At 62.1% G+C, this 24,451-nt stretch carries 22 protein-coding genes and 6 pseudogenes; 7 read left to right on the forward strand and 21 right to left on the reverse strand.

What is annotated here, in order from left to right; translation table 11 throughout:
• Positions 1-146: 146 nt before the first annotated feature.
• A complete protein-coding gene (locus tag ACZ1HA_RS21305; RefSeq protein ID WP_375227334.1) occupies positions 147-620 on the reverse strand; it encodes a YHS domain-containing (seleno)protein in 474 nt (157 codons plus the stop codon).
• 185 nt (positions 621-805) lie between these two features.
• Here ACZ1HA_RS21305 and ACZ1HA_RS21310 point away from each other — a divergent pair, with 185 nt between their 5' ends.
• Positions 806-1,354: a TetR/AcrR family transcriptional regulator gene (locus ACZ1HA_RS21310; RefSeq protein ID WP_472715420.1), complete on the forward strand. Its 549-nt coding sequence runs from the start codon at positions 806-808 to the stop codon at positions 1,352-1,354.
• A gap of 51 nt (positions 1,355-1,405) precedes the next feature.
• Here the strand turns inward: ACZ1HA_RS21310 and tspO are convergent, their stop codons facing one another.
• The 3 genes from tspO to ACZ1HA_RS21325 are packed head-to-tail and all read right to left on the reverse strand — an operon-like array spanning position 1,406 to position 4,496.
• Complete coding sequence (tspO, locus tag ACZ1HA_RS21315) at positions 1,406-1,888, reverse strand: tryptophan-rich sensory protein TspO (RefSeq protein ID WP_472715421.1); 483 nt, start codon at positions 1,886-1,888, stop codon at positions 1,406-1,408.
• Between the two features lie 5 nt (positions 1,889-1,893).
• Entirely contained in the window at positions 1,894-2,952 is a 1,059-nt protein-coding gene (crtB, locus tag ACZ1HA_RS21320) for a 15-cis-phytoene synthase (protein ID WP_472715422.1), read from the reverse strand.
• Positions 2,949-4,496 (reverse strand): phytoene desaturase, encoded by a 1,548-nt coding sequence (locus ACZ1HA_RS21325; RefSeq protein WP_472715423.1) that lies wholly within the window; start codon positions 4,494-4,496, stop codon positions 2,949-2,951. Before ACZ1HA_RS21325 ends, crtB begins: the two co-directional genes overlap by 4 nt.
• 105 nt (positions 4,497-4,601) lie before the next feature.
• Here ACZ1HA_RS21325 and crtA point away from each other — a divergent pair.
• The 4 genes and pseudogenes from crtA (at position 4,602) to bchO (ending at position 8,843) form a co-directional block, all read left to right on the forward strand.
• A pseudogene (gene crtA, locus ACZ1HA_RS21330) lies at positions 4,602-5,317 on the forward strand (spheroidene monooxygenase).
• Positions 5,314-6,318 carry a magnesium chelatase ATPase subunit I gene (bchI, locus tag ACZ1HA_RS21335; RefSeq protein ID WP_472715424.1) on the forward strand — a complete coding sequence of 335 codons (1,005 nt, stop codon included), beginning with the start codon at positions 5,314-5,316 and terminating at the stop codon, positions 6,316-6,318. The pseudogene crtA and the gene bchI overlap by 4 nt, the downstream one beginning before the upstream one ends.
• Positions 6,315-7,975: pseudogene (locus ACZ1HA_RS21340) on the forward strand (magnesium chelatase subunit D). Before bchI ends, ACZ1HA_RS21340 begins: the two are co-directional and overlap by 4 nt.
• A 58-nt stretch (positions 7,976-8,033) precedes the next feature.
• Positions 8,034-8,843: an alpha/beta fold hydrolase BchO gene (bchO, locus tag ACZ1HA_RS21345; protein ID WP_472715425.1), complete on the forward strand. Its 810-nt coding sequence runs from the start codon at positions 8,034-8,036 to the stop codon at positions 8,841-8,843.
• On the opposite strand, the gene ACZ1HA_RS21350 is transcribed toward bchO, so the two are convergent.
• The gene (locus tag ACZ1HA_RS21350; RefSeq protein WP_472715426.1) at positions 8,840-9,901 is read right to left on the reverse strand and encodes a ParB/RepB/Spo0J family partition protein; all 1,062 of its coding nucleotides are present in this window, start codon (positions 9,899-9,901) and stop codon (positions 8,840-8,842) included. The two genes, bchO and ACZ1HA_RS21350, sit on opposite strands and share 4 nt — an antisense overlap.
• Positions 9,898-11,201: pseudogene (locus ACZ1HA_RS21355) on the reverse strand (AAA family ATPase). The gene ACZ1HA_RS21350 and the pseudogene ACZ1HA_RS21355 overlap by 4 nt, the downstream one beginning before the upstream one ends.
• 517 nt (positions 11,202-11,718) lie before the next feature.
• Between ACZ1HA_RS21355 and ACZ1HA_RS21360 the strand changes: the two are divergent.
• Complete coding sequence (locus ACZ1HA_RS21360; protein ID WP_436399613.1) at positions 11,719-12,396, forward strand: hypothetical protein; 678 nt, start codon at positions 11,719-11,721, stop codon at positions 12,394-12,396.
• Positions 12,396-12,788 carry a hypothetical protein gene (locus tag ACZ1HA_RS21365; protein WP_472715427.1) on the forward strand — a complete coding sequence of 131 codons (393 nt, stop codon included), beginning with the start codon at positions 12,396-12,398 and terminating at the stop codon, positions 12,786-12,788. Before ACZ1HA_RS21360 ends, ACZ1HA_RS21365 begins: the two co-directional genes overlap by 1 nt.
• 68 nt (positions 12,789-12,856) lie before the next feature.
• Here the strand turns inward: ACZ1HA_RS21365 and ACZ1HA_RS21370 are convergent, their stop codons facing one another.
• The 15 genes and pseudogenes from ACZ1HA_RS21370 to ACZ1HA_RS21440 all read right to left on the reverse strand — a co-directional run.
• The gene (locus ACZ1HA_RS21370; protein ID WP_472715428.1) at positions 12,857-13,588 is read right to left on the reverse strand and encodes a VPLPA-CTERM sorting domain-containing protein; all 732 of its coding nucleotides are present in this window, start codon (positions 13,586-13,588) and stop codon (positions 12,857-12,859) included.
• Between the two features lie 357 nt (positions 13,589-13,945).
• Complete coding sequence (locus ACZ1HA_RS21375; RefSeq protein ID WP_472715429.1) at positions 13,946-14,410, reverse strand: YHS domain-containing (seleno)protein; 465 nt, start codon at positions 14,408-14,410, stop codon at positions 13,946-13,948.
• Positions 14,411-14,495: 85 nt separating this feature from the next.
• Positions 14,496-14,933: a c-type cytochrome gene (locus tag ACZ1HA_RS21380; RefSeq protein WP_472715430.1), complete on the reverse strand. Its 438-nt coding sequence runs from the start codon at positions 14,931-14,933 to the stop codon at positions 14,496-14,498.
• Positions 14,934-15,008: 75 nt separating this feature from the next.
• Positions 15,009-15,434, reverse strand: a complete 426-nt coding sequence (locus tag ACZ1HA_RS21385; RefSeq protein WP_375227349.1) for a c-type cytochrome — start codon at positions 15,432-15,434, stop codon at positions 15,009-15,011.
• Positions 15,435-15,589: 155 nt separating this feature from the next.
• Positions 15,590-15,952 carry a hypothetical protein gene (locus ACZ1HA_RS21390; protein ID WP_375227350.1) on the reverse strand — a complete coding sequence of 121 codons (363 nt, stop codon included), beginning with the start codon at positions 15,950-15,952 and terminating at the stop codon, positions 15,590-15,592.
• Between the two features lie 149 nt (positions 15,953-16,101).
• The gene (gene hemA, locus ACZ1HA_RS21395; protein WP_472715431.1) at positions 16,102-17,316 is read right to left on the reverse strand and encodes a 5-aminolevulinate synthase; all 1,215 of its coding nucleotides are present in this window, start codon (positions 17,314-17,316) and stop codon (positions 16,102-16,104) included.
• Positions 17,306-18,142, reverse strand: a complete 837-nt coding sequence (puhE, locus tag ACZ1HA_RS21400) for a putative photosynthetic complex assembly protein PuhE (protein WP_472715432.1) — start codon at positions 18,140-18,142, stop codon at positions 17,306-17,308. Before puhE ends, hemA begins: the two co-directional genes overlap by 11 nt.
• A gap of 124 nt (positions 18,143-18,266) precedes the next feature.
• Complete coding sequence (gene acsF, locus ACZ1HA_RS21405) at positions 18,267-19,406, reverse strand: magnesium-protoporphyrin IX monomethyl ester (oxidative) cyclase (protein ID WP_472715433.1); 1,140 nt, start codon at positions 19,404-19,406, stop codon at positions 18,267-18,269.
• Positions 19,403-19,698 (reverse strand): annotated as a pseudogene (locus ACZ1HA_RS21410) (hypothetical protein). The gene acsF and the pseudogene ACZ1HA_RS21410 overlap by 4 nt, the downstream one beginning before the upstream one ends.
• A 19-nt stretch (positions 19,699-19,717) precedes the next feature.
• Entirely contained in the window at positions 19,718-20,185 is a 468-nt protein-coding gene (gene puhC, locus ACZ1HA_RS21415) for a photosynthetic complex assembly protein PuhC (protein WP_472715434.1), read from the reverse strand.
• Between the two features lie 4 nt (positions 20,186-20,189).
• Positions 20,190-20,824 (reverse strand): annotated as a pseudogene (gene puhB / locus ACZ1HA_RS21420) (photosynthetic complex putative assembly protein PuhB).
• Positions 20,825-20,933: 109 nt separating this feature from the next.
• On the reverse strand, positions 20,934-21,701 hold the full coding sequence (gene puhA, locus ACZ1HA_RS21425; RefSeq protein WP_472715435.1) for a photosynthetic reaction center subunit H: 768 nt from the start codon (positions 21,699-21,701) through the stop codon (positions 20,934-20,936).
• Positions 21,702-21,723: 22 nt separating this feature from the next.
• A pseudogene (locus ACZ1HA_RS21430) lies at positions 21,724-23,153 on the reverse strand (PucC family protein).
• Complete coding sequence (gene bchM, locus ACZ1HA_RS21435) at positions 23,150-23,893, reverse strand: magnesium protoporphyrin IX methyltransferase (RefSeq protein ID WP_472715436.1); 744 nt, start codon at positions 23,891-23,893, stop codon at positions 23,150-23,152. Before bchM ends, ACZ1HA_RS21430 begins: the two are co-directional and overlap by 4 nt.
• Positions 23,893-24,451, reverse strand: a 559-nt coding sequence (locus ACZ1HA_RS21440) for a P-loop NTPase family protein (RefSeq protein WP_472715437.1), incomplete at its 5' end; no start/stop codon positions are given. The genes ACZ1HA_RS21440 and bchM, both read right to left, overlap by 1 nt.

Genomic DNA, 24,451 nt, shown 5'->3' on the forward strand with positions numbered 1-24,451 from the left:
CGCTGAAACGCGGCAGACAGACGCTGGTGCCGGTGCCGTCATCCGGTGAAGCAAAATGGCGGCACTGTCACATCCGTGGGCCAGGTGCAGTGCCGCCGGTACAGCGCAGGCGGAGATTTCGACAGTCCCTGCGCCGTACTGATTGGTTATTGCTGCAGCGATGCAGGTGTCGCGTCTTCGATGGTTTCCCAGTTGTTATCCGCTTGCTGGATAAAGCCCGGAATGTCTGTCGACCAACGCTCCTGAATGTCTTTCGACAGGTTCAGATACAGCTCACCGTCAACGATTTTCCAGTGGTGCGGGTCGCCGTCGAATTTGAAACCCATGGCCGCGCCGAATGCGCAGTAGCCGCCATATTCAGGCACATAGGCATCAGGATTCGCCTCAAAAGTGGCTTTGTGCTCTTCGCTGGAGAACCAGTATGTCGCGTCGTTGTGGATCGTTGTGATCTTGTAGCTGCCTTTGGTCGCTTCACCCTGGGTGAAGTAGGCAACAGGGTCATACCCCTGCAGCGCGAGACCTGTGGAAGATGCATTCAGTTCGGGGCCCGCGGCCAGTGCGGTGGTGGCAACGGCCAGGGTTACGGCGGCGGCGAGGCCTGCGGATTTGATGATGTTCATTGTCTTCCTTTCTGAGTGCGGGGCGTGGGTAATGCCGGTCGTGGAGTTCAGGTCCCGTCTGTGAGGGACACCCAGAGAAATACCGTTTAAGACCAAATAGTACAAAACAACTAAATGTGAGCCTTGCGTGAGGTGACGCAGGCTCTATTTTTATGTACGAAAATCAGATTTTCTGAGGAACAGGCATGGCCCGACCCCGCGAATTTAACTACGAAGACGCCTTGCAGGGTGCCATGAATATCTTTTGGCAAAAGGGATACCGGGCAACCACTCTGCCGGATCTGCTGGCGGCGATGGAAATGACGCGCGGCAGTTTCTATCAGGCCTTCGGCGACAAGGAAGCGACATACCTAGAGGCACTGGACTGCTACGATGAGGCCGTTGTCAGCAGGACTGTAGAGATGCTTAACCGCTGCAACGAGCCGACCGCGGTTGCCTGTCTCATGCCGCTGTTTCAGGGCAACGATACCGACCGGCGTGGCTGCTTTATCTGCAATGCCATGGTCGAAATGGGTCCGGACCACCCCAGGGCAGCCCGAAAGGTTCAGGCCATGGCGGATCGGCTGCGCGAGGCGATTCTGTCCGTGCTGCAGCAGTACCGGCAGAACACCACAGACCGCGACCTGCAGGAGACCGCGGATCTGATCCTGCATCTCTATTTCGGCAAGCAGGCCATGGGCAAAGCCGGCGGTACCGCAGCAGACTGGGAAGGGCGGCTGCGGTCTCTGATCTGAGGTCCCGGACCGGAAAACCCATTTGGCCAGACAACAACCCGCAGGACGGGTTCAGGATGCAACATCGGGCGGATTGCGCGCGGCATCCGGGTTCATGCGCCAGACCCCGGCGTTCAGCGCGGCGGCAATCGTCACCCACACCAGGTAGGGCACAAAGAGAACCCCGGCGAGCGTGTCCACCTGCCAGTGCGCCACCATAGCAAAGAAAACCGTGAGCCAGAGAAAAGAGACCACGGCCATGCCCAGACGGATATTGCGAAGGCCAAAGAACACCGGTGTCCAGAGCCCGTTGAACGCGATCTGCAGCGCCCAGAGCGCCAGCGCCAGACCGGCTCCCTCTGTCATCGCAACCCTTGCCCCTGCCGTCGCCATACAAAGATACAGCACCAGCCATGTCACCGGAAACACCCAGTCCGGCGGCGTGAACCAGGGTTTATTGAGCGCCCTGTACCAGGGTCCGGGCGGAAACAGACCGCCTGTGGCCCCTGCCCCGAGACAGGCCACCAGAAAGACAGAGAACAACAGCCAGAACATAGCGGTTATGTCACTCCCGTGCGCTGACCGGTCAGGCGCGCGCGTTCATTCCGGCGATGCTGTTCAAGCGTGCTCAGAACCGAAATCAGCGCATCACTGCGCGAGGCCACAGGCCCGCCACGCGCCGCCGCGTCTACCAGGAACTGCACCTCTTGCAGCGGCTTTGCATAAAGCACGGCAGACCGTGGCATGACCATACTGGCCCCGCTCAGCAGCACCGACTGGCCCAGCCAGCCGATCTTCTGCCATTTCGACGTGCGGGCGCGGGCGGAAATGGAATCGTAGCCCATCTGCCGCAGCTGCCCGCCGATCCCGGCATAAATGAAACGCGCCGCGTAAATCCCGGGCCGGCAACTGCGCGGCAGCGCACCAACCCCGGCCTCAGACCGCATGTAGAGACGATTGGCCTCCATCACCAGGCGGCGGACCATCATGCGTACCGCCTTGGTCGGTCGCGGATCGCTGACAAAGGCTTCCGGGTCGATCCCGGCCTCCTCCAGCCACTCCAGCGGCAGGTAAATCCGCCGCTCCAGCGCGTCTTCGCCCACATCGCGCGCAATGTTTGTCAGCTGCATCGCGACGCCCAGATCGCAGGCGCGTGCCAGGGCATCGGCATCGCGCGTGCCCATCAGCACGCACATCATGGCCCCCACAGCGGACGCCACACGCGCAGAATAATCCATAACCCCGGACAGGGTCTCATACCGCCGGGCATCGGCATCCCAGGCCAGCCCCTCCAGCAGCGCATCCGGCAGCGCCCGGGGCATTTCAAACTGTTCCGTCATCGCAGCAAAAGCGCGGTCTGTCGGTGCGTTTTCCGGACGTCCGGCATAGACCGCATCCAGCCTGTCACGCAGGCGCAGCACCGACCCGACTTTGTCCGCTTTCAGATCAACCTCGTCGTCGGCCAGACGGCAGAACGCATAAAGCGCCAGCGCCGGGTCGCGCACATGCGCGGGCAACAGCTTTGACGCGGCATGAAAGGACAACGACCCATGCCGGATCGCCTCGCGGCAATGCGCCATGTCATCCGGCGCAATCGCACTGGAGCGGCGGACGCTCATGATCTGACCCCCTGCGGATCGGGCACCAGACGGTCCAGAACCTCCGCCGTTGAAATGACACCCGGCACACCAGCCCCCGGATGGGTGCCCGCGCCGACCAGGTATAGCCCCTTCGCTTCCTCGGACACGTTGTGCGGCCGGAACCATGCGCTCTGCAGAATGCGCGGCTCGATGGAGAAACCGGCACCAAACGGGCTCAAATAACGGTCGCGGAACGTCTCGGGCGTAAAGATCACCTCGGTACTGATCCGGTCGCGCAGCCCCGGCATCATCTGCTGTTCCAGCACCTGCAGCATCTTTTCGCGGTACTTCGGTTCCTCCACGGACCAGTCCACACCATTGTCGTGACCCAGATGCGGCACCGGGCTGAGCACGTAGAAAGTATCGTCACCCACCGGGGCGACCGACGGGTCGGTCACCGATGGCCGGTGGATATACAGACTCATGTCGTCGCAGAGCTTGCCTTTGATGAAGATGTCCCGCAGCAGGCCTTTGTAGCGCGGGCCGTTCAGGATGGTGTGATGTCCGACATCCGGCCACTCCTGCCGCGTGCCTTTTGTGCCGAAATACCAGACAAAAAGAGACATGGAGTAACGCGTCCGCGCCAGCCTGGCCAGCGTCCATCGACGGCGCCGATGATTGCGCAGCAGATGATTGTAGGTGTGTCCGGAATCCGCATTCGACACCACGATATCCGCACCCATCTCCAGCCCGCTGCTGAGACGCACGCCGCTCACCGCTCCGTCCCGCAGAACGATCTCATCGACCTCTGTGTCCATCAACAGCGTACCGCCCTGCCCTTCGATCACACCGGCCATGGCCTGCGCCATACCGGCAAGACCACCCATCGCATAATGGACGCCAAATTCCTTTTCCAGGTAGGCCACAAGGATATACATCGACGTCACGTGCAGCGGGTCACCACCAATGAAAAGCGGATGGAAACTCAGCGCCATGCGCAGCTTTTCGTCCTTCACGCGGGACGCGGCATGGGCATAAACCGACCGGTCCGCGCGCAGACGCGCAAAGGTCGGCAGCACTTTGATCAGCTCCCACAGCTGGTGCATCGACCGGCGGCCCAGATCCTCGAACCCGAACCAGTACCGTCGTGCGCTGTCTTCCAGAAAACGTTCGAACCCAGGCACATCTGCGGGCGACAGCCGTGCCACCTCTTCGCGCATCCGGTCTGTATCCTGAGACGCCGTGAACGTTGTGCCGTCCGGCCAGCGGATCTCGTAAAAAGGATCGAGCGGCTTCAGCGTGACGTCAGCGTCAAAATCCCGCCCGCAGGCTGCCCAGAGCTCACGGTAAAGCTGCGGCACGGTGACAATCGTGGGGCCGAGGTCAAACCGGTGCCCGTCCTGCCATATGGCTGAACCGCGCCCGCCCGGCACGTCCAGCCGGTCGATTACCGTCACCCGGTAGCCCCGTGCGCCCAGACGCATTGCCGCCGCAAGACCACCCAGACCTGCGCCAATAACGATCGCCCGGTCACGGCGTCCGGTGTCGGTGGTAACAGATTCGATGGGATCAACACGTGTCATCACCTGCATACAGTAAATGTGTCCAGTTTGATTTACAATTGTGTTCTTCCCATTTGCGCAATTGCGTGTCAGACTTAGTTGACACTTTTGAGACCAGCGCGCGCCATGAAGGACACTCCGATCGTCACACTGAGCTTTTTCCGCTTTGCGGGACCGGTTGCGCGCGCCTGGGCTCTGGGGATGATGGGTGCGGCCCGTTTTGCCCTGCCAAAAGTGCCACAGATCGGGTTCTGGAAACTCTGCGGCTCCGGAACCGGTGAGGGGTTCACCCCCGTGCCCAACACCGCCGTTTACGCCATTCTCGCCAGCTGGCCCGACGCAGAAACGGCGCGGCAACAGACAAGCAAGGCTGCGGTTTTCCGCCGGTACCACGATCGTGCCACCGAAAGCTGGACGGTGATTCTGGAAACGAGCACGTCACGCGGACGCTGGTCCGGGACGGAGCCCTTTTCACCGACCGGCCGGACGCCATCCGGGCCGCTGGCCGCGCTGACCCGGGCGACAATCAGGCCCTCAATCGCAATGAAGTTCTGGCAACGCGTGCCCGATATCAGCCGGATGATCGGCTCTGACCGGAATGTTGCCTTCAAAATCGGCATCGGAGAGGTGCCCCTGCTGCATCAGGTCACGTTCTCCATCTGGCCGGACGCCACCAGCATGGCCGCCTTCGCCCGGACAAACGGGCCACACGCCGCCGCCATCCGCGCGGTGCGTGACGGCAACTGGTTCTCCGAAGAACTCTACGCACGGTTCGCCATTCTGGGCGATACCGGCACTGGGGCGGCTCCAGCCCCCTGAAGCATCTGGAAATTCCCGCATGAAGACCCCCTTCCCTTTCTCAGCCATCGTCGGCCAGCACGAGATGAAACAGGCCATGATCCTCACCGCGGTCGATCCGGGTATTGGCGGCGTGCTGGTGTTCGGAGACCGCGGCACCGGCAAGTCCACGGCCGTGCGCGCGCTCGCAGCACTGCTGCCACCCATCCGGATGGTCGAAAGCTGCCCCGTGAATGCGCCAAAGGTCGCGGAATGCCCGGATTGGGCTGAATTAGGCTCGAAAAAGCTTGTAACCCGACCCACCCCGGTCATCGACCTGCCCCTTGGCGCAACAGAGGACCGCGTTGTCGGAGCGCTCGACATAGAACGGGCACTGACACGCGGCGAGAAGGCCTTTGAACCGGGTCTTCTGGCCCGGGCCAACCGCGGTTATCTCTACATTGATGAGGTCAATCTGCTGGAAGATCACATCGTGGATCTGCTGCTGGATGTAGCCCAGTCGGGCGAGAATGTCGTCGAACGCGAGGGGCTGTCGATCCGGCACCCTGCACGGTTTGTGCTGGTCGGATCGGGCAACCCGGAAGAGGGCGAACTGCGCCCGCAACTGCTCGACCGGTTCGGCTTGTCGGTGGAGGTCCGCTCACCGTCTGATGCAGCAGAACGGGTGGAAGTGATCCGCCGGCGCGACGCCTTCGAGACCGATCCGGATGGATTCCTGGAAACCTGGTCCGCCCGCGATGCAGAGGTGCGGGACACGATCCTCAAGGCGCGCAAACGGCTGGCGAAAATCCAGACCCCGGACGACATCCTGACCGATTGCGCGGAACTGTGTATCGCCCTCGGCTCCGACGGATTGCGTGGTGAACTGACGCTGCTACGCACCGCCCGCGCCCTCGCCGCCTGGCAGGGCGCGCGCAAGCTCAAACGCGATCATCTGCGCGAAATCGCTCCGTCCGCCCTGTCCCACCGTCTGCGCCGCGACCCACTGGACGAAGCCGGCTCCGGCGAGCGGGTCAGACGCATCGTCGCGGACGTGCTGGGGTGAGCGGCAATGCCGACAGCTGGCACCTTGCCGCACTCGGCGCGGGTCTGCTGCTGTTCGATCCACAGCGTCTGGGCGGCGCGCATATCCGGATGCGTGCAGGCCCCGCGCGGGACCGGGTTCTCGACGGGCTGAAAGGCCTGGAAGCAAGACGCATACATCCCGGCATAACCGACGAACAGCTGTTTGGCGGCATTGATCTCAGCGCGACGCTTGAATCCGGTCAAGTAATTGAAAAATCAGGATTTTTTCATATCCCTTGTACAGCCATCCTGACAATGGCGGAACGTTGCGCTGCCGGGCTCGCAGCACGGCTTGCGCAGCAGCTGGATATGGATGCCGGGCACTGCATTCTGGCGCTCGACGAGGGTGCCGAACCGGACGAAACGCTGCCCGCGAGCCTCTCGGAGCGCCTGCCGTTCCGCTTCGCGCCCGAAGGCCGGATGCCCATGGACTGGGCGCCTGTCCCCGCGGGGACAACAACCACTGATCCCTCTGTTGTAACTGTCCCGGACGGGACCGGAGAAACGCTGACGCTGCTGGCCGCACGCTTCGGGATCAACAGCCTGCGCGCGCCGCTGATGGCGCTGCGGGTGGCGCGGGCACACGCAGGGTTTCACGGCAGGATGGCGGTTACCGATGCGGACATTGAAGCCGCCGCCATGCTGGTATTCCCGCATCGCGCTACTTGCGTGCCCGAAGAAACCGATGCAGCTGCCGAGCCCCTCCCCTCCGCCACCGGATGAGCCACAGGATACTGACGGCGATCCCGGCAACACCGACAGCCTTCCTGACGGCGATATCCTCGTGGACGCCGTGCAGGCGCTGCTGCCCGCTGATCTGCTGGCCGGTCTTGTCCCCGCGGGGACAGCCCCACGTTCGGGCGGCGCCGGCGCGGGCAAGGCGCGCAAGGGCAACCGGCGCGGACGCCCCCTGCCCTCCCGCCCCGGACGGCTTGACGGCACATCGCGCATCGATCTGGTCGCCACCCTTCGGACCGCAGCGCCGTGGCAGCCTCTGCGCCGCCGCGCGCAACCGGACAGAAAGGGGCTTCTGATCCGCCCTGCGGACATCCGCCTCAAGCGCTTCGAGGAGCAGTCCGACCGCCTGCTGATCTTCACAGTCGACGCCTCGGGCTCCGCCGCCGTGTCACGCCTGAACGAGGCCAAGGGCGCGGTGGAGATGTTGCTGGCCCAGGCTTATGCCGCGCGGGACCACGTGGCCCTGATCGCCTTTCGCGGCACGGGCGCGGAACTGTTGCTGCCACCGACCCGTTCGCTGGTACAGACCAAGCGACGGCTCGCAAGCCTGCCCGGCGGCGGCGGCACGCCTCTGGCAGCAGGGCTGGAGCAGGCAGCCGCCCTTGCCACGCAAAGCCGTGCCCGCGGCCTGACCCCAACCGTTGTCGTGCTGACCGACGGGCGCGCTAATGTGGCGCTTGATGGCACCCCGGACCGGGCTGCGGCAGCCAGAGACACCGAGCGGTTTGCTGACGTTTTGCGTGTTCAGGGCATCGGCGCGCTGGTTATCGACATGTCGACACGGCCTCAGGACGCCCTCAGAGCCCTCTCAGCGCGCACTGGACGCTCCATACCTCGCCCTGCCCCGCGCAGACGCAAAACGCCTCACAGGCGCTGTGAGCGCCGCTCTGGACGGCTGAGGCCGTGCAATGGCCCCCACCAGATGACTGGCCCCACCCGGGCATCTCACGGCAGGTGATGTCGCGGCCGCACCGCTGGCACGTCCAGGAGACCGGCACCGGCCCGCTGATCCTGCTGCTGCATGGCGCCGGTGGCAGCACACATTCCTTCCGCGCACTGATCCCGATCCTTGCCGCGTCCTTTCACGTGGTCGCCATCGATCTGCCAGGCCAGGGGTTTACGCAGCTGGGTGCGAGGCATCGCTGCGGGCTCGACACGATGGCAGAGGATGTGTTGGCGCTCTGTACGCACGAGGGCTGGCAGCCAGAGGCCATCATCGGTCATTCCGCCGGCGGTGCACTGGCCCTGCGCCTGTCCGGCAGCCTGCTGTCCCCGCAGGGACACCCACCGGCCATCATCGGTATCAATGCCGCTCTGGACACGTTTCAGGGGCTTGCCGGGGTCTTGTTTCCGGTGCTCGCAAAGCTGCTTGCAGCGGTTCCCTTTACGGCGCGCGTGTTCTCGGCCACGTCCGGCACTCCTGCGCGGGTCACCGCTCTGATCCGCGGTACAGGCTCTGAGTTAGACTCTTACGGGCTTGATCTGTACCGGCGGCTGGTGGCTGACCGCGACCATGCAGACGCCACGCTGCTGATGATGGCGCAATGGGAGCTGGACAGCTTGCTGAAAAGCCTGCCAGACCTCACTGCACGCACCTTGCTGATCGCCGGTGAACGGGACAAAACAGTGCCTCCTGATGTGTCACAGAAGGCCGCACAGCAGATCCCAGACGCGGCCTTTGTCCTGCTGAAGGACGTGGGCCACCTGGCGCATGAGGAAGACCCGGAACGGATCTCCCGCCAAATCCTGGATTTTCTGGAGAACTAGTCTTTGAGGCTGTCGAGTAATGCCCGCGCGGCAAGCTCCAGGCGGCGCGGGTCAACGGTGCCGAAATCATGATCCAGCAGCACCTCGAACTTACCTGCCGACGCCGTGCACTTTGCAACACCTTCGGGCCGGTTGAGCCGGATCGTCGTACGCGCGGATGAACGCGGCGCGACGGCTTTGCCAGGCTTCGGCTGCGCCTTTGCGGCCCCGGCCACGGCACCACGCAACAGGCTCACCTCGGTGGGTGCATCCCGGTCAGGCTGGCTGTCCAGCACCGCACGGACCTGGCCTGCGAACCGCGGATTCGCCTCCAGCAGCTTAACAAGGCTAAGACCTGTCGCCCGGGGAATGCTTTCAGGAAACTTCAGCGCGTCACCAAGTGCCGCCAGAAGGCGCACGAAATGACCGATATAGTTCCGCTTCTGACGACCCGCAGAGGCATAAAGCGTCTCAATCGCATCGGTTACCGTATGACCACCACGTTCGGCATAGGACATGGCCAGCTGCGCCATCTCGGCAAAGGAAATATCGCGGCGCACCAGGTTTTCGTCGACCATCCGCCGGTACAGGTGATCCAGCTGCGCACCGCGCGCCTGAAGCGTCGCGGGGATGGTGGCATATCTGGCATCTCCGGTTTCAGCATGCAGTTCACGCCAGGCGCTCAGCCGCCGGAAGCCCTGGATCAGTTCGTAGCCGTCTCCGACCTCCTCAACATGGATCGGATTGGACAAACCAACCGCGCGGATCGACGCTTTGAGCTCATCCAGTTCCGGATCGCGCCCGGCGGCGCGGTCGCGCACCAGTTTGGAGGCACTGATCTGCGCGGGATCGATCCTGCCCAGGATCTGACCATTCTTTTTGAGCGCCACGTATTCATGTGCCAGCCGGTCGTTCTCGGCCCGGATGTCAGCTTCGGCGGACTGGCGGGCGCTGAGCGCCTCTGCGTTCTCTGAGATTGCCGCCGCCATCGGGCCGCGCCGGGCAGGGGCTTCATCCTCTGTCCCCGCGGGGACAGACGCCTCGTCAAAGTCGATGTCAAAGACACGCCGCTTGCTCATTGCTCATCCTCCAGCTGATCCCAGGCCGTACAAAGGTGGGTTCGGAACTCCGCATAGGCCTGGTCAAAGAGGCGCGGGCACGCCGCCAGGTTTCGCGGGTCATATCGCGATAATCGATCTCGTAGATCGAGGACAGAAAACGCCCCGACTGCTCGACGGCACGCGTCATTTCGATCGGGTGTTCTGCAACCCTATCACCCCAGACTTTGACAAAGGCCTGCTGCATCGCGCGGTGCAGATCGTTGTTGGGCTCAAAGCGTGTGAGCAGGAAGCGCAGATCCAGAAAGGTTTTGGGCAGGTTCATTGTCCCCGCGGGGACAAGTCCGGAAAACCGGCTCAGATCCTCCAGCGCCTCGGCCAGCTGACCGATGAATGACGTGGTGGAATCGTATTCCCAGTAACCGGGTCCAGAGGGGATGTAGAGCATGTCGGCTGCAAAAACCGCGTTCATCGACTGATAGCCAATCGCGGGCGGGCAGTCGAACAACACGAGGTCATAAGCGTCCGCCGGCAGCTGATCGAGAAAGCGCGACACAGCGGCAAAGAACGACCATTCGGGGTTGAGGTGCCGGTACTGTGCACTGGCGAATTCCACGAAGGCCGCATTGGCGCAGGAGGGCACGATGTCAATCGTCGGCCAGTTGGTTGGCTTGATAAAATCGGTGGTCCGCAGATCGCCCAGACCCATATCCGCGATGCTGGATGGCAGTCGCCGCTGGGGCAGGGCGGTGCCGCTCTCGGCGCCCTGGGCGCTGCGGTTCATGCGCTCCGTCTCGGCGGCCAGATCGCGGGCCATAATGCCCCAGACGGTGTACTCCTCCGCCACGTCGCTGAGCCCCATGGAGTGGCTGAGCGTCGCCTGCGGGTCAAAGTCCACACAGAGCAACCGGTAGCCATCAAGGGCCGCGGCATGGGCGAAATGCAGCGCCACGGTGGATTTACCCGCACCGCCCTTGAAGTTGGCGATGGCCGCCCGCATCGCGCGCTTGCCCGCTGGCCGGTAGGGCATCAGCGATTTGCGGTTCACTTTCAGCCGCCTGCGCATCTCGTTGATCTCTTCGAGGCTGTACCAGTGCTGGCGTCCGTCGGCCTCGACCGTGCCCTGGGGCAGGGTAGGGTCCGCCGCCAGCCGTCCGCGCATCGTTGACTGGTTCACCCGGAAAATCAGCTCGGCCACTTCCCAGCTTGAGAACCGGCGCAGCGTCTTTTCGTTCTGTGGGCTGTAGGTCTGCTGGCGGATAAATCCCTGCATCCGGAGAGATTGTGCCTGCAGCTGTGCGAGATCTTTGTGCGTGAACATGCGCGGCCTGTCTGCTGTCTGTTGTCCCCGCGGGGACGCTAATTCTTGTTTTTTCCAGATTTACGCGGATTTGGCGAAAAAGGCAAAAGGGAATATCGTAAAACGGCGGATGTAGCCGACATCACCCGAAACACCTGTTCCCCGGGGAACAGGTGTTCCGGTGATTCTGTTCCGCAAAATGAACTGCCCATGAATTGCCAGGGCAATTGCCTGGATTTAGGGGGACAGGTTTCACAAGCACACTGCAGATTGGGGGACAAAAGCAATCAAATAGGGGACATCATGAGTGTCACCCAATACCATATAAACCAGATTTTTCTTTTTCATGAGGTCCAGGTATCCGGCAATTCCACACAAAGCCTTGACAGAATCGGCGCTTCGGACGCAAATCAGACATTGTTTGCGAAAAACGGCGAGATCTGGCATGATCTGGCACAGAGGCTGGACAACCAGCCCGGTTCCCGAGGCAGCACGGACCGCTCACCGGCCGATGCATCACTGAAATTGAGGGCAGGATATGCTTTCCCAGAGACCTGTGGGTCGTGGGGCATCTGCACGCAAGTATGATCTGCTGACTGCGATGGGGGCACTGGCCCTGTCGCAGGGAAAGCATGATCAGAGACGTGTGCTGAGGCTGATGACCCTGATCACCGCGAGATACAACTGGGCCCGCGACGAACTGGCTGTCGGGCAGCGCGAGATTGCGCGACTGTGGTCGGTGGATGAACGCACCGTCAAACGTGAGATGTCCCTGTTGCGGGCGCGGGGGTGGCTCTGTGTGCGCCGCCAGGGCGCGCGGGGCAGAGTCACGGAATACAGTCTCGGGATTGATCGTATTCTTGCTGATACAGAAGCGACCTGGGCTGCGGTAGGTCCTGATTTCGAACTGCGCATGGGGCATCAGGACACGCCCGCTGTGGTGCCCTTACCCGTGCGTGGGGACGTACCTGCGCCCGACGTATCCGGAGGCACGGAATGGGCGCTGGCCCGGGCGGTCCTGCACGCAGAGGACGCGGGCACTTATGCCTCGTGGATTGCCGCGCTGGAACGGGTTGAGCGGGCAGGGGGCCGGTTGACGCTGCGGGCTCCCTCGCGTTTTCATGCGGCCTATGTGCAGACACACCTCGAACGGCGCCTGCTCACGGCGTGCCGGGATGTGGACAGCGACGTTTCCGAACTCAGGATTGTGACCTGATGACTTTTCTTGTTCTGACGATGCCGCCTCTGGTCTGGGCGGTAGCACTGGCCTGGATGGCCGCCTGGCTCGTGTCAGCGATGCGGCACCGTCCGCGTGCGGCGCGGCTGCCTGGCGGCATTGCTCTTGCTCAGCTGGCCGGGGCAGGGGCCGCGCTTGCCCTCACGGCAGTGGATCAGACCGGCAGGCCCGCCTGCATGCTGGGCATCGGCGGCATGGCCGTGAATGCAGGGCTTTTCCTGATCGGATCGGTTGTTCTTGCGATACTGCTGATCCTGGCACGACCGCGGCTGGAGGCGGTGGGGGGCGCTCTGGTGCCGATAGCCGCCGTGCTGACGAGTTGGCTGGCGGCCCTGGTTCACATGCGTTCGGCTTTGTTCTGCACGCTCTGAAGACCCGGCGGAATAATGAAAAAAGGGCAGCTCGTCAGAGCCGCCCTTTGCATTGATATTATGAGCTATCAGGCCCTTTTGCGGGCCCGGCGTGCCGCGAGACCACCAACGGCGGCCAGCAGCATCAGGCCGGATGCCGGCAGCGGTACCGGGTTCACCTCAACAGTGACCGAGCGGATTTTGAAAGAGTCGTCCCATGCCGGTGCCCCAATGCCGAACATCGAAGCAGTTGCTGCGCCTGAGCCCAGATCAACACTGCCCGCAACATCGTCAACAAACAGGAACTCCAGCGGGTCGCCCGCAAAGAGGTCGAAGTTGTCGTAGAGCGTTTCAGTGCCGTAAACGTCGCGGCTATAGCAGCGCAACTTGCCCCGGCGCCAGCGGCAGCGGCGCTCTGTGCCCACGATTTCATCTGTTTTGACAGTTGCCGGACTGTAAGAGCCGAACTCGATTTCGGTCAATGTCACGTCTTGGCCGAAGCTCAGTTTGATCAGGTCGTTGTTGATATAGCCATCAACGCGGTGATCGTCTGTACACCGCCAGCGGTATGCAGAACTGCAGGTCCCCAGACCGTAATCCTGCCACTGACCCAGCCAGACACGGGAGCCGATTTCCTTGGTGTCGCTGTCGTAGGTATGTGCAGTTACATCAACAGAAACGCTTCCGTCGTCGGATTCAAACGTCTCGCCCCACGTCCAGTAGTGGGACGCCGGGTCTGTGAAATCGATTGTGGTGGTTGCAGCCACGGCCGCAGACACGCTCATGGCGGTGACGGCCGCCGCGATCGTTAAAGTCTTCATTGTTACTTCACCCCTCGTAACGTTGCGGGTCCCGTTCAGGGTGAGTTCCCGCAGCAGTTTGTTAAACTATTCGGCCGGTCCATCGCTGCACATATCCCTCGCAGCATCCGGAGTTCCCCCGTCCGATGCCGCATAATCGCAATGACGGCAAAATTTTTCAAACAATTTGCGCTAATTGTGTCAGATTTCTGCAATCTGGCCATAATGCCAGGGAAAACCCGCTGATTGTTTCGGATATGGCAACAAATTTTCTCTTGTGGCGAGAGGCCAGACCCGGGGAACAATCGGTGAGGGTTCGAAGACCCTGCGGACAGCCGGGAGCGGTCCGTCAGGCGTGCCCCGGAGCGACTGTTCTGGTCAGCCGTTCAGCACCGAGGGCCAGTTTGCATCACCCGCCCGGATTCGTGCGTCCTGATCCCGTTCCCATTTGCGCTGGAACCGGCGCGAATAATTCAGAAACAACCGTCCGTCGACGATTTTCCACGCCTCGGGCACTGTGGAGGCGGTGTAGCCTTCGCTGACGGCCCACGCGCAGTAACCGCCGTATTGCGGGGCGTAGGCCTGTGGGTCTGCAGCAAAGGCGTCTCGGTTGGCGGCAGAGGCAAAGCGCCAGGTGGCCCCGTTCCAGTCATGGGTGAAGGCGGCATTGCCCCGGACCGGTTTGCCTTCGGTGAAATAGGCCACTGCATCAGAGCCATCGATCGCGGTGCCGTTGCGGTCCATGTAGACCGGAGGCGTCGCGGCGCGCACCAGTGTTGCTGTGGCAGCCACGGCCGGAATGGCGGCCGATGTGATCAGAAAGGCGCGGCGTGTCAGCGGCATCGGGTCTCTCCTTTTGGTCTGGTTGCTGAAGAGATGGGGCGCCATGGGGCCGGTGCAACCCGTCACACACCGTTGTGAGCAGGTGTCACTGCCGGTAGGTGCGGTGACAGTCCCGGCAGCTGCCGCCCAGAGCGCGCAGGGCCGGTTGCAGGTCATCCGGCCCGGAAATGGACCGGGACAGCCCGTCTGCCACTGTCGCCAGCTCCGTGGACAGCCGGGCGAAGTCATCAAAACGATCCCATATCACAGGCAGTGCTTCAGATTTTGCGTCCGTCTCAGGCGCGCGGAACAGTGCAGGGATCTCGGCGGCATAGTCGGAGATGCCTGCGGCGGCGGCACGCGCAGCATCCGCGTCAAACGGTGTTTCGCCCTTTGCCATGGTGCCCAGTGTCTTCATATGGCCTGCGATGTCGCTCATACCGTGCATGCGGGCTATGACCGCGGGATTTGTGACGCCCTGATGCGCCAGCGCGGCAGTGCCCGCAGCAAGTGCCACCAGAAGGAGAAGGAATGTCCGTTTCATGAAAAGCCTGTATTTCCATAATAAAAAAGCCGCCGCCCCAGGAGGGCAGCGGCCATCGTCCATAATGTCAGCAGATCAGCTTTCGCCGCCACCGACTGACGCCAGATAGGCCGCGACGTCTGCGCCACCCTTTTTCAGTTTGAACGCCATACGGGACTTGGCTTTGCTGTCGCCCAGGTATTCACGCAGGAATGCCCGTGGGTCTGCGGTGTATTCCGCCAGGTTCGCTTCGTCCCAGACGAGGCCAGCTTCGCCAGCTGCTACGAGGTCTTTGCCATATTTGAAATCCGCAGTGCCCGCTGTGCGGCCGATCACACCGTAAAGGTTCGGACCTGTTTTGCCGCCCTTCACGATCGTTTCGCCTGCGTCGGATTCGATCATGTGGCAGGATTTGCATTTGTTGAACTCTTTCTCGCCTGCTGCTGCATCGCCGCCGTGGCCGTCGGCAAAAGCGGGAGCTGCGAAGCTGAGCGCGATCAGTGCTGCAAAAGTGCGTGTCATCGGTATCTCCTTCGTTGGTTGCCGTACAACGTAGGAGATACTTGCGAGAGTCAACAGTCACAATTGTGAGAAGATCTGCAGCCGGGCCCCGCGCGCCAGACCGGCAGGCCCTGTCCGGGCATTCGATGAACCGCCCGGCGCGCAGGTGTCGTTTCTTATCCGCCGATAGTGTAGGCCGGGGAAGTCGAACCGTCACGGCGGTTAAAGACAACCTGATCGCCGCTGATCGCCGGTTTACTGCAGATTTCGCCGAGGTCTGCAAAGTTCGCGGGTGCCGAGTAGGTGCTGCAGACCTCCGTTGCGGAGGCGGTATAGACGCCCACGATCGGATTGTCGCGGAAAGAGCCGCCAACAGTCCCGTCAGCATTAAAGATGAATGTTGCCTGCGGCCCGGTCAGCGTTTTTCCGATCAGCGGGTCCGCTGCGGTTGCAGCAGGGGTCTCCCCGGGAGCCGGGTCAGTGGTGGTGTTGCAAGCCGCTACAAGAGCAATGAGCGTAAATGAAATGATGGACCGCATAAAAATCCCTTTTGTCTTTGTGTTAAAATACAGGCTGGCGCCCAGGCAGAAGTCTGCGCAGTCGGGGCGTCAGGTCAATAAATTTTTCAGCGGATTTGTGGGGAGGCGGGCCGGACGCCATGCGTCCGGCCCGCCTTTGTGGCTGGTCGTCAGGCGACTGCGTGGCTGATCGCGCATTGTTTCCACAGTTCCTTCAGTGCCAGAACCAGGTGTTCGATGTCGTCGATGCTGTGCATCGGCGATGGCGTAAAGCGCAGCCGCTCGGTGCCCTTGGGGACCGTGGGATAGTTGATGGGCTGCACGTAGATACCGTACTGCTGCATCAGATAATCCGCGATCATCCGGCATTTGACCGGATCCTTGATCATCACCGGGATGATGTGGCTGGGGTTGTCCAGATGCGGGATGCCTTCCTGGTCCAGGCGTTTGCGCAGATAGGCTACGCGTTCGCGCTGCAGCTTCCGCTCTGTTGAGGAGGCTTTGAGGTGCCGGATCGACGTTTGCGCTGCAGCCGCCACAGCCGGGGGCAGGGCGGTCGTAAAGATAAACCCGGAGGCGAAGGACCGGATGAAGTCACAGAGCGCTTCAGAGCCCGTGATATAGCCGCCCATGACACCGTAGGCTTTGCCCAGGGTGCCCTCGATCAGAGTGATGCGGTCTGCTAGGCCCTCGCGCTCGCTGACACCGCCGCCACGGGGGCCATAAAGGCCAACGGCATGCACCTCGTCGAGATAGGTCAGTGCGCCGTGCTTTTCAGCGACTTCGACGATCTCCTGCATCGGGCAGATGTCGCCGTCCATGGAATAGACACTCTCAAAGGCCACGATTTTGGGGGCATTCGCGGGCAGGGCTGAGAGTTTGCGGTCCAGGTCTTCGGGGTCATTGTGTTTCCACAGCACCTTGTTGGCGCGGGAATGGCGGATACCCTCGATCATGGAAGCGTGGTTCAGCTCGTCCGACAGGATGACAGCGTCAGGGATGCGGCTGCCAAGGGTGCTGAGGGCTGCCCAGTTGGACACATAGCCCGAGGTAAAGAGCAGCGCGCTTTCCTTGCCGTGCAGGTCTGCGAGTTCCGCCTCAAGCAGTTTGTGGTTGTGGTTTGTGCCCGAGATATTGCGGGTGCCGCCGGCACCTGCGCCACAGGCATCAATGGTGTCTTTCATGGCGCCGATCACATCCGGATGCTGGCCCATCCCGAGGTAGTCGTTGGAACACCAGACGGTCACCTGATCCGGTGCCTCCTCGTCATGGCAGCGCGCTTTCGGAAAGGCGCCCGCTTTGCGCTCCAGTTCGGCAAAAATGCGGTAGTTGCCGTCTTCCTTCAGTGCGTCCAGTTGCGTTTGGAACAGTGCATCAAAGTCCATGATGTCCCCCTTCTGTTTTCCCTGTGGGTAGTGTGTCCTGTGGTTTTGCTGTGCCCGCCGGAGCAGCCGCCGGGATCATCCAGCGCCAGAGTTTTTCGTCCGGAATGGGCAGGACCATCATCCAGTGCTCAAAGAGAGCGAGAGCTGTAATGGCGGTCAGTAAAGTAAATCCTGCAGCAGCGCCCGGTGCTGTTGTCGCGGCAATGCGTTCCAGCCAGCAGGCGGCGGCAAAAGTCAGCGCGCTGACAGAGACCGGGAAGAGCCAGTTCATCGCGCGGTGCCGGAAATGGCTGGGCAGGTGAGACAGCGCACCCGGCAGAAAATCAACGTTGATCTTGGGCACGCCCAGAAAGAGGTTGAGCTTGGCTGAAATGCGCGCAAAGAACAGCACCGCGAATGTCCAGAGCCCGAAGGGGTTCACGTGGTCCCATCCTACCAGGAACATCGCGACCAGAGTGGCTGCCAGCAGCATCTCGTGATAGGCCAGCGTGCCCCAGGCGCGGATGAAACGCTCCCACTCGGGGACGCCTTCGGGCAGCGGGCTGGTGTTGGGTCCGGTGATTACGCCCGTCAGGAAAGCCAGTTCGATCCACCCCCAGATTGCCAGGGCCGACACAAAAGCGACATAGATGCTGAGCGTGTCGTTCGTCCAGAGCGTCACCCAGAACCCTGCCGCTCCGGCGGCCAGAAAGGGCAGGCCAAACCAGACCGCGCGCCGCCGCGCGTGTTCCCCCTGCCTGTCCGCCGAACGGACCACCCACAGGATTGCACCGGTGGAGAACCACCAGGCAAAGAGGGCAAAAAGGGCAGGGGTCCAGAGGGTCACGACGGGTGCCTCCCGACGCCGGCTTGCGGTTGCGCGCAACCGAAAGCCCCGGGCGCGCACGGCCTCGCATGGCCCGTGCGCCCGGGCCTGCCTGTCTGCACAGACGATATGTGCAGGCTAGGGTTCAATAGACCGGCTCCATTCTGGTCTGCGCAGGCACCTGGTGTTTTTTCGCAGGGATCGTGATCAGCGCCACAAAGGCCGCTGCCGCCCGGGCCTGTGCACCGATCTTGCGCAGGACCTGTCCGTTCTGCGTGGCCTCCGCCAGATCAACGTTCGCTTTCTGGAGTTTTTCCAGCTGCCGCTGCCAGCGTGGATGATCAATGTCCAGCGTGATCGGGAAAATCTGTTCGCTGAGCTTGCTGGTCTTGGTGAACACTTCATGCGCGTACCAGTCGGGATCCACACCCAGGGCCGCGTGGAAGGCCGGGCGCTGGTGGTCGCGCACATACATCGTCGCATAGACAGCTGTGAGGAAAAACTTGATCCACAGCACGTTGTGTCCGCTGGTCAGCTTCGGGTCTGTTTTCATCAGCAGCGCAAAGGCCTCGCCATGGCTGAACTCGTCGTTGCACCACTCGCAGAACCATTTGAAGATCGGATGGAACCGATGCTGCGGGTTGGCCTCCAGATGACGGAAGATCGTGATGTAACGTGCGTAACCGATCTTTTCCGACAGATAGGTGGCGTAGTAGATAAATTTGGGCCGGAAATAGGTGTATTTCTTCTTCTGCGTGAGAAACCCGAGGTTCACGCGCAGACCGGCTTCGCGCAGCGCGTCATTGATGAAACCCGCGTGCCGGGCCTCGTCCCGCGCCATCAGCTGAAAGAGCTGGGTGATGTCATCGTTGTTGCCGCGGCGTTTCATCTCTTTGTAGAGCACACAGCCTGAGAACTCGGCGGTGCAGCTTGAGATCAGGAAGTCGATGAATTCCTTTTTCAGCTGCGGCTCCATGCCGTCCCAGTCCACATGGTCCCAGTCTTCGTTCTTTTTGAAGTGGCCCTTGTTCGGATCCGCAACCATCTGCGCGATCAGACTGTCCCAGTCATCGCGCACCGGCGTCACGTCGATGGCATCAAGCTCATCAAAGTCAGTGGTATAGAACCGCGGCGTCAGCAGGGTGTTTGCCATGGCCGTTTCAGTGGCGAAATCGTCATCGTATTTCGCCTGTTCTTCCTGAATGGCGAGGCCTTCCTCGACCGTGGTGGCGTCGGCGGTGTGCTTGCCCTCGTACTGTCCGGGGTTCTGGTTCTGAATGTTCACAGCGTGACCTCCTCTGAGAAGGAAAACTCGCACAGTTCCATGACCTCAAAATCGCCCGTCAGGCGGGTCCAGAGCTGCTCCAGACGGCTTGCGCGGATGATCGTGGCCTCGCGGTCCTCGGTGACGATCTCACCGAAGGGGGCCATGATCTCAGGTCCATGTACTGGACCTCGTCGCCGGGATAGATCACGGCGCCGTTGTTGAACCGCACATGCGCGTGCAGGCTTTCGAATTTATGGCTGATCTCGACCGTGCAGGGGGCACGTTCAATTTCCTTTGTCAGTAGTCCCATGGTGGCTTCCTCCAATGGTTCAGGGTTGGCCCAGCAGCCTGGCGAAGGTGCGGGTGTTGGATGCGCCAAAGCCCATAAGCTCGGCGGACCATCCGGTGACGGGGTCGTTCAGGGAGAGGCGGTTGCCCTCGCGCAGCTGCAGCAGCACGGGGGCGTTCGGATCGGTGCCGGATTTGGCCCGCTCGCGGGCAATCACACGTTCAATACCGGCAACAAATCCACCTTTATCCGCAGGAAAGCTGGCCAGAACGGTGCCATGCTGATCCAGCACGCGCGCGGCTCCCGAGGCGTCGCCTGACAGAAAGACGGCGCGCTCGGCAATGACCTGACCGGCAGGCGGCTGGCTGGCCGGCTCACGGCCCGAGAAACTGGCGATACTCACGATCACAAGGATCAGTCCGACGAGACCGAACATCACCCGGACCAGGATCAGGGGCACAATCTCTTCGGATTTTGCATGAATGCGGGGCTGTGTTTCTGTGCGCATGAGCCTACTCCGCCGCCACGGTTTCGGGTGCGGCAGTGCCGCGTTCAACGACGGGCACGGAAATCCGGGCCTCTGCGGCTTCTGCCAGCAGGCGTGCTACTTTCCCGGCCTCCGGGATGCAGCGGAGCGCAGGCTGCGCGCGGCGGATGTGCGAGGGCGGACATGCGGCCAGCAGGTCAGGTAGCTCAGCCGGGTTTCGCCCAGTGTGTCCAGCGCGATGGTCCCTGTTCCGTCCGGGCGCAGGTCAAGCATCGCGTTGCCCACCTGCTTGTAGGGCAGGTTGAGCGTGAGGGTCAGTGCGGCCCCGATCCGCATGACCACCCGTGCACCGGTCACGGTGTAGACGGTCGCCCGCGCCTGAGCGACAGCAACCAGTGTCAGCAGGCCGCAGACCACCGCGCCCAGCATCAGGTAGGGAACCGTCGCGCCGATGGCACGCCCAAGGGGCAGCAGATCCATGACGGAGACAAACCGCCAGAGTGCGAGAACACCGAAATACCCGGCAACCCAGCGCACGGCGAGCGCTTCTTTGGCCAGCGGCCACCACGCGGGACGCCCCTGCCAGAGGATTTCCTCTCCGGCGGGCGGTTTTTCCGGGAGCCCCTCAACGGGCTCGATTTCAAAGTCGTCATGAGACATGGCGAGTATCTCCTCTGGCTGTGCACTGTGGCGGGCGCACCCGGCCACCGGTGCCGGACCCAGCGGGACCCGGTTCTGTCCGGTGGTATGGTGCGGCAGACATCATGCGTCAGATCTTCGGATCTGCGCGGTTACCCGCATAGAGTTTGCCGCCACCGTAGTATCCCGAGATTTTATCCTCCTCGAGCAGGGTGACCTGGCGCGGGCTGGCGATTGCGGGGATCGTCGCGAAGTGTTTGCCATGCAGCGCATGCACATTGACGCGGTCGGACCAGATGCGCGCGAAGGTCAGCGGCATCAGCCGTGTGCCTGAGCCCCACTTGCTGTCCAGTTCCATTTCCAGGTAGCGCACCAGCTGTTCCGGCTCGTCGATCCACATGTCGGTGATCTTGCCGACGATTTCACCGTCACCTGCGATCACCGGCAGTCCGCGGGGATCGCGGCCTGCGGCAACGCGGAACCCTTCGGCACCGGACATCGGGACGATTTTGGGGTGACCGTGGCCATCGAGTTCCGGCACATCACGGCGCGGGGCCCAGGATGCAGGGCCAACACCATCCAGCATCGGATCGCCTGTGGGCTCCAGCGGGTAGCCGTTGACCGGCGTCGACCGCTTCAGCGCAATATCGGCGCGTTCCGGTGTCTGACCGCTTGGTACAGTGACTTCGCCGCGGCCGTGCGGCAGGCGGAATGTTTTGTCAGAAGGCAGCGGCCACATGCCAGGGTTGGATGACGGATTGCCTTCGTCATCCTCAAGCGGATAGCCTTCGCGCATGTTTTCACGCTGGATATAGATGATCAGTGCCGCAAAGAAAATGTAGAAAAGCCAGAGCGTTACGCTCGCCAGATCTACTTCGCCAAAGAATGTTCCAGTCATTTTCTGTCCTCCTGAAACGGGGTCATGTTGGGAAGTCGGCAAGGCCCATGGGGCGTTGACCGATCTCCGTCGGGGTAAGGGAACCGCTTTGGCGCACGAGCGGTCCCAGGATAACGAGAGTGACGAAAAGCAGGCCAATCTCGGCGTGGTAAACAAATGAATATCCGGTCACGGGGCTGTTGAGCGCTTCGCCCATGCCGCCGCTGGTCGCGATATGGCCGATCCAGTCGCGCAAACCGCCTCCGAGGGCGATCGACACGCCGGCCGCCGTCGCCTGGGCAGCCCCCAGGCCCCCAGCGCCAGACCGCGCCCTGCGCTCCCGGTGGCTGGCATGGCCATGGCCGCCGTCAGTGTCGAGACAGCAAACAGCCCGCTGCCAAAGCCGATCAGGCCAGCGCCCGCAAAAAACAGCACATCAGAGTCCATCGGAGCCGCAAAAATCACCAGTGAAAAGGCCCAGATCCCGGCCAGAATGCCGCCCCCGGCAAGGCGGAACGAGTTTGAGCCACCCGCCAGCCGTGCCCCGGCAAGCCCGAAACCGCAAAGCGCCCCGACAGCCCAGAGGGCGGTCAGAAGTGTCGTCGCGGACACCGACAGCCCGAGAATTTCGCCACCATAGGGTTCCAGCAGCACATCCTGCATGTTGAAAGCCATTGTTCCGACGAAAACGCACACCAGCAGGCGCCCGGCCTGTCCACCGTTCATAAAATCAGACCATGCGTCTGAGAATTTCGGGCGGGGGGCTGTGCGTTCAGCCCTGCTCATCGGGCGGACGTGTTCCTGTTTCCACAGAGCCACCAGGTTCAGGGCAATGCCCACCACGGCAGCGGCCTGGATCACCCGGATAAGCTTGAGCGAGGTGAAATCCCGTAGCAAAAGCCCGATGATCACAGCAGAGATGCCCATACCGGCAAGAAACATCACATAAAGCAGGGCAACCACACGTGGCCGTGTTCTGTCATCCGCCCGGTCAGATGCCAGCGCGAGACCGGCGGTCTGCGTCATATGCAGCCCCAGGCCGGTCATCAGGAAGGCGAGCGCTGCCAGCACCTCGCCCGCAAAGGGGATCTCGTGCACAACATCACCGCCCAGCACCAGCAGGGCAAATGGCATGACGGCGAGGCCGCCAAACTGCCAGAGCGAGCCGAACCAGATGTAGGGCACCCGTTTCCAGCCAATGGCAGAGCGATGCGTGTCAGACCGGAACCCGAGCAGCGCGCGGAAGGGCGCAATGAGCACAGGCAAAGCGATCATCAGCGCCACGATCATCGCGGGCACAGACAATTCAACAATCATCACCCGGTTCAGCGTGCCCAGCAGCATGACAGAGGCCATCCCGACCGAGACCTGAAACAGCGAAAGCCGCAGCAGCTGGTCCATCGGCAGCCCATCGCTGGCTGCATCGGCGAATGGCATCGCCTTGAGGGACATCTTCTGCAGCCGTGCCTTCATGCGCGCAGCTCCATCGCTTCAGAAATGTAGAAACCAGATGTGATCCGTTCGACCGGCCGCAGCATGCCATTGACGCCCTGGGTGCGCGCAGCCTGTGCCAGCGGCTGATGCGCATGCGGGATCATCACCGGGCTGCGGTCACTGCGCGGAAAGAGTTTGCCCGCGTACCACATGGCCATCAGCAACCGCGTGCGGGGTGCTACGGTAAAGGCAATGGTCCGCGACGTGCGTTTTTCAAGCGCGGCCAGGGCCCGCCCGATGTCATCGGCGGTGTAGTAGATCAGACTGTCCATTGCGATCACATGATCGAACCGGCCAAGTGCCGGCCGCAGCATATCGCCCGAGGCGAAACTGACCCTGGAACGCAGATCCTGCGGCAGCCGTCGCTCGGCAACCGCTACCAGCTGCGGAGAGATATCCACCGCCAGGACATGGGCGCCACGCCTTGCCAGCTCCGCCGTCATCTGACCCGCACCGCAGCCGGCATCCAGCACACGCGCACCGGTCAGATCAGCCGGCAGACGGCTCAGCAGCAGCGCACGCATCCGGTCGCGTCCTTCGCGCACCGTCTGGCGGATCTTCGAGACCGGCGCGTCAGACGTCAGCCGTTCCCATGTGCGGGTGGCCGTCCGGTCGAAATAGGTTTCAACCCTTTCCAGTGTCGCGTCATATCCCGGCGCCGGTTTTCCGCCCGGGGCCGGGATATGTCCCGCATCTGCAAAGGTCACGTCATCACGCATCAGTCAAATCCAAGCAGCTCAAAAATCTCACGGTCGGGCAAGGGGGCCGGGGCCAGCGGCTCTGTTCCGTTCCAGAGTGTCTCGGCCAGGCGCACGTATTCTTTGCGCACCTGTACGATCTCCTCGTCATCCGGCATCTCGAAAAGGGTCTTCTTTTTCAGCCGTGACCGGCGGATTGCGTCCAGATCAGGCATATGCGCAATCCGGTTGAACCCCACCGTTTCGCAGTAGCGGTCCACCTCATCGGTCTCGCGCGAGCGGTTGGCCACACAACCCGCCAGCCGGACCTTGTAATTGTTCGATTTTGCCTGCACCGCGGCAATGATCCGGTTCATGGCGTAAATGCTGTCAAAATCGTTGGCCGTCACGATCAGCGCCCTGTCCGCATGCTGCAGAGGGGCGGCAAATCCGCCACAGACCACATCCCCCAGCACATCAAAAATCACCACATCGGTGTCTTCGAGCAGATGATGCTGTTTCAGCAGTTTTACCGTCTGGCCGACCACATACCCGCCGCACCCGGTTCCGGCCGGTGGCCCACCGGCTTCGACGCATTTC

Source organism: Roseobacter sp. S87 (genome assembly GCF_055693285.1).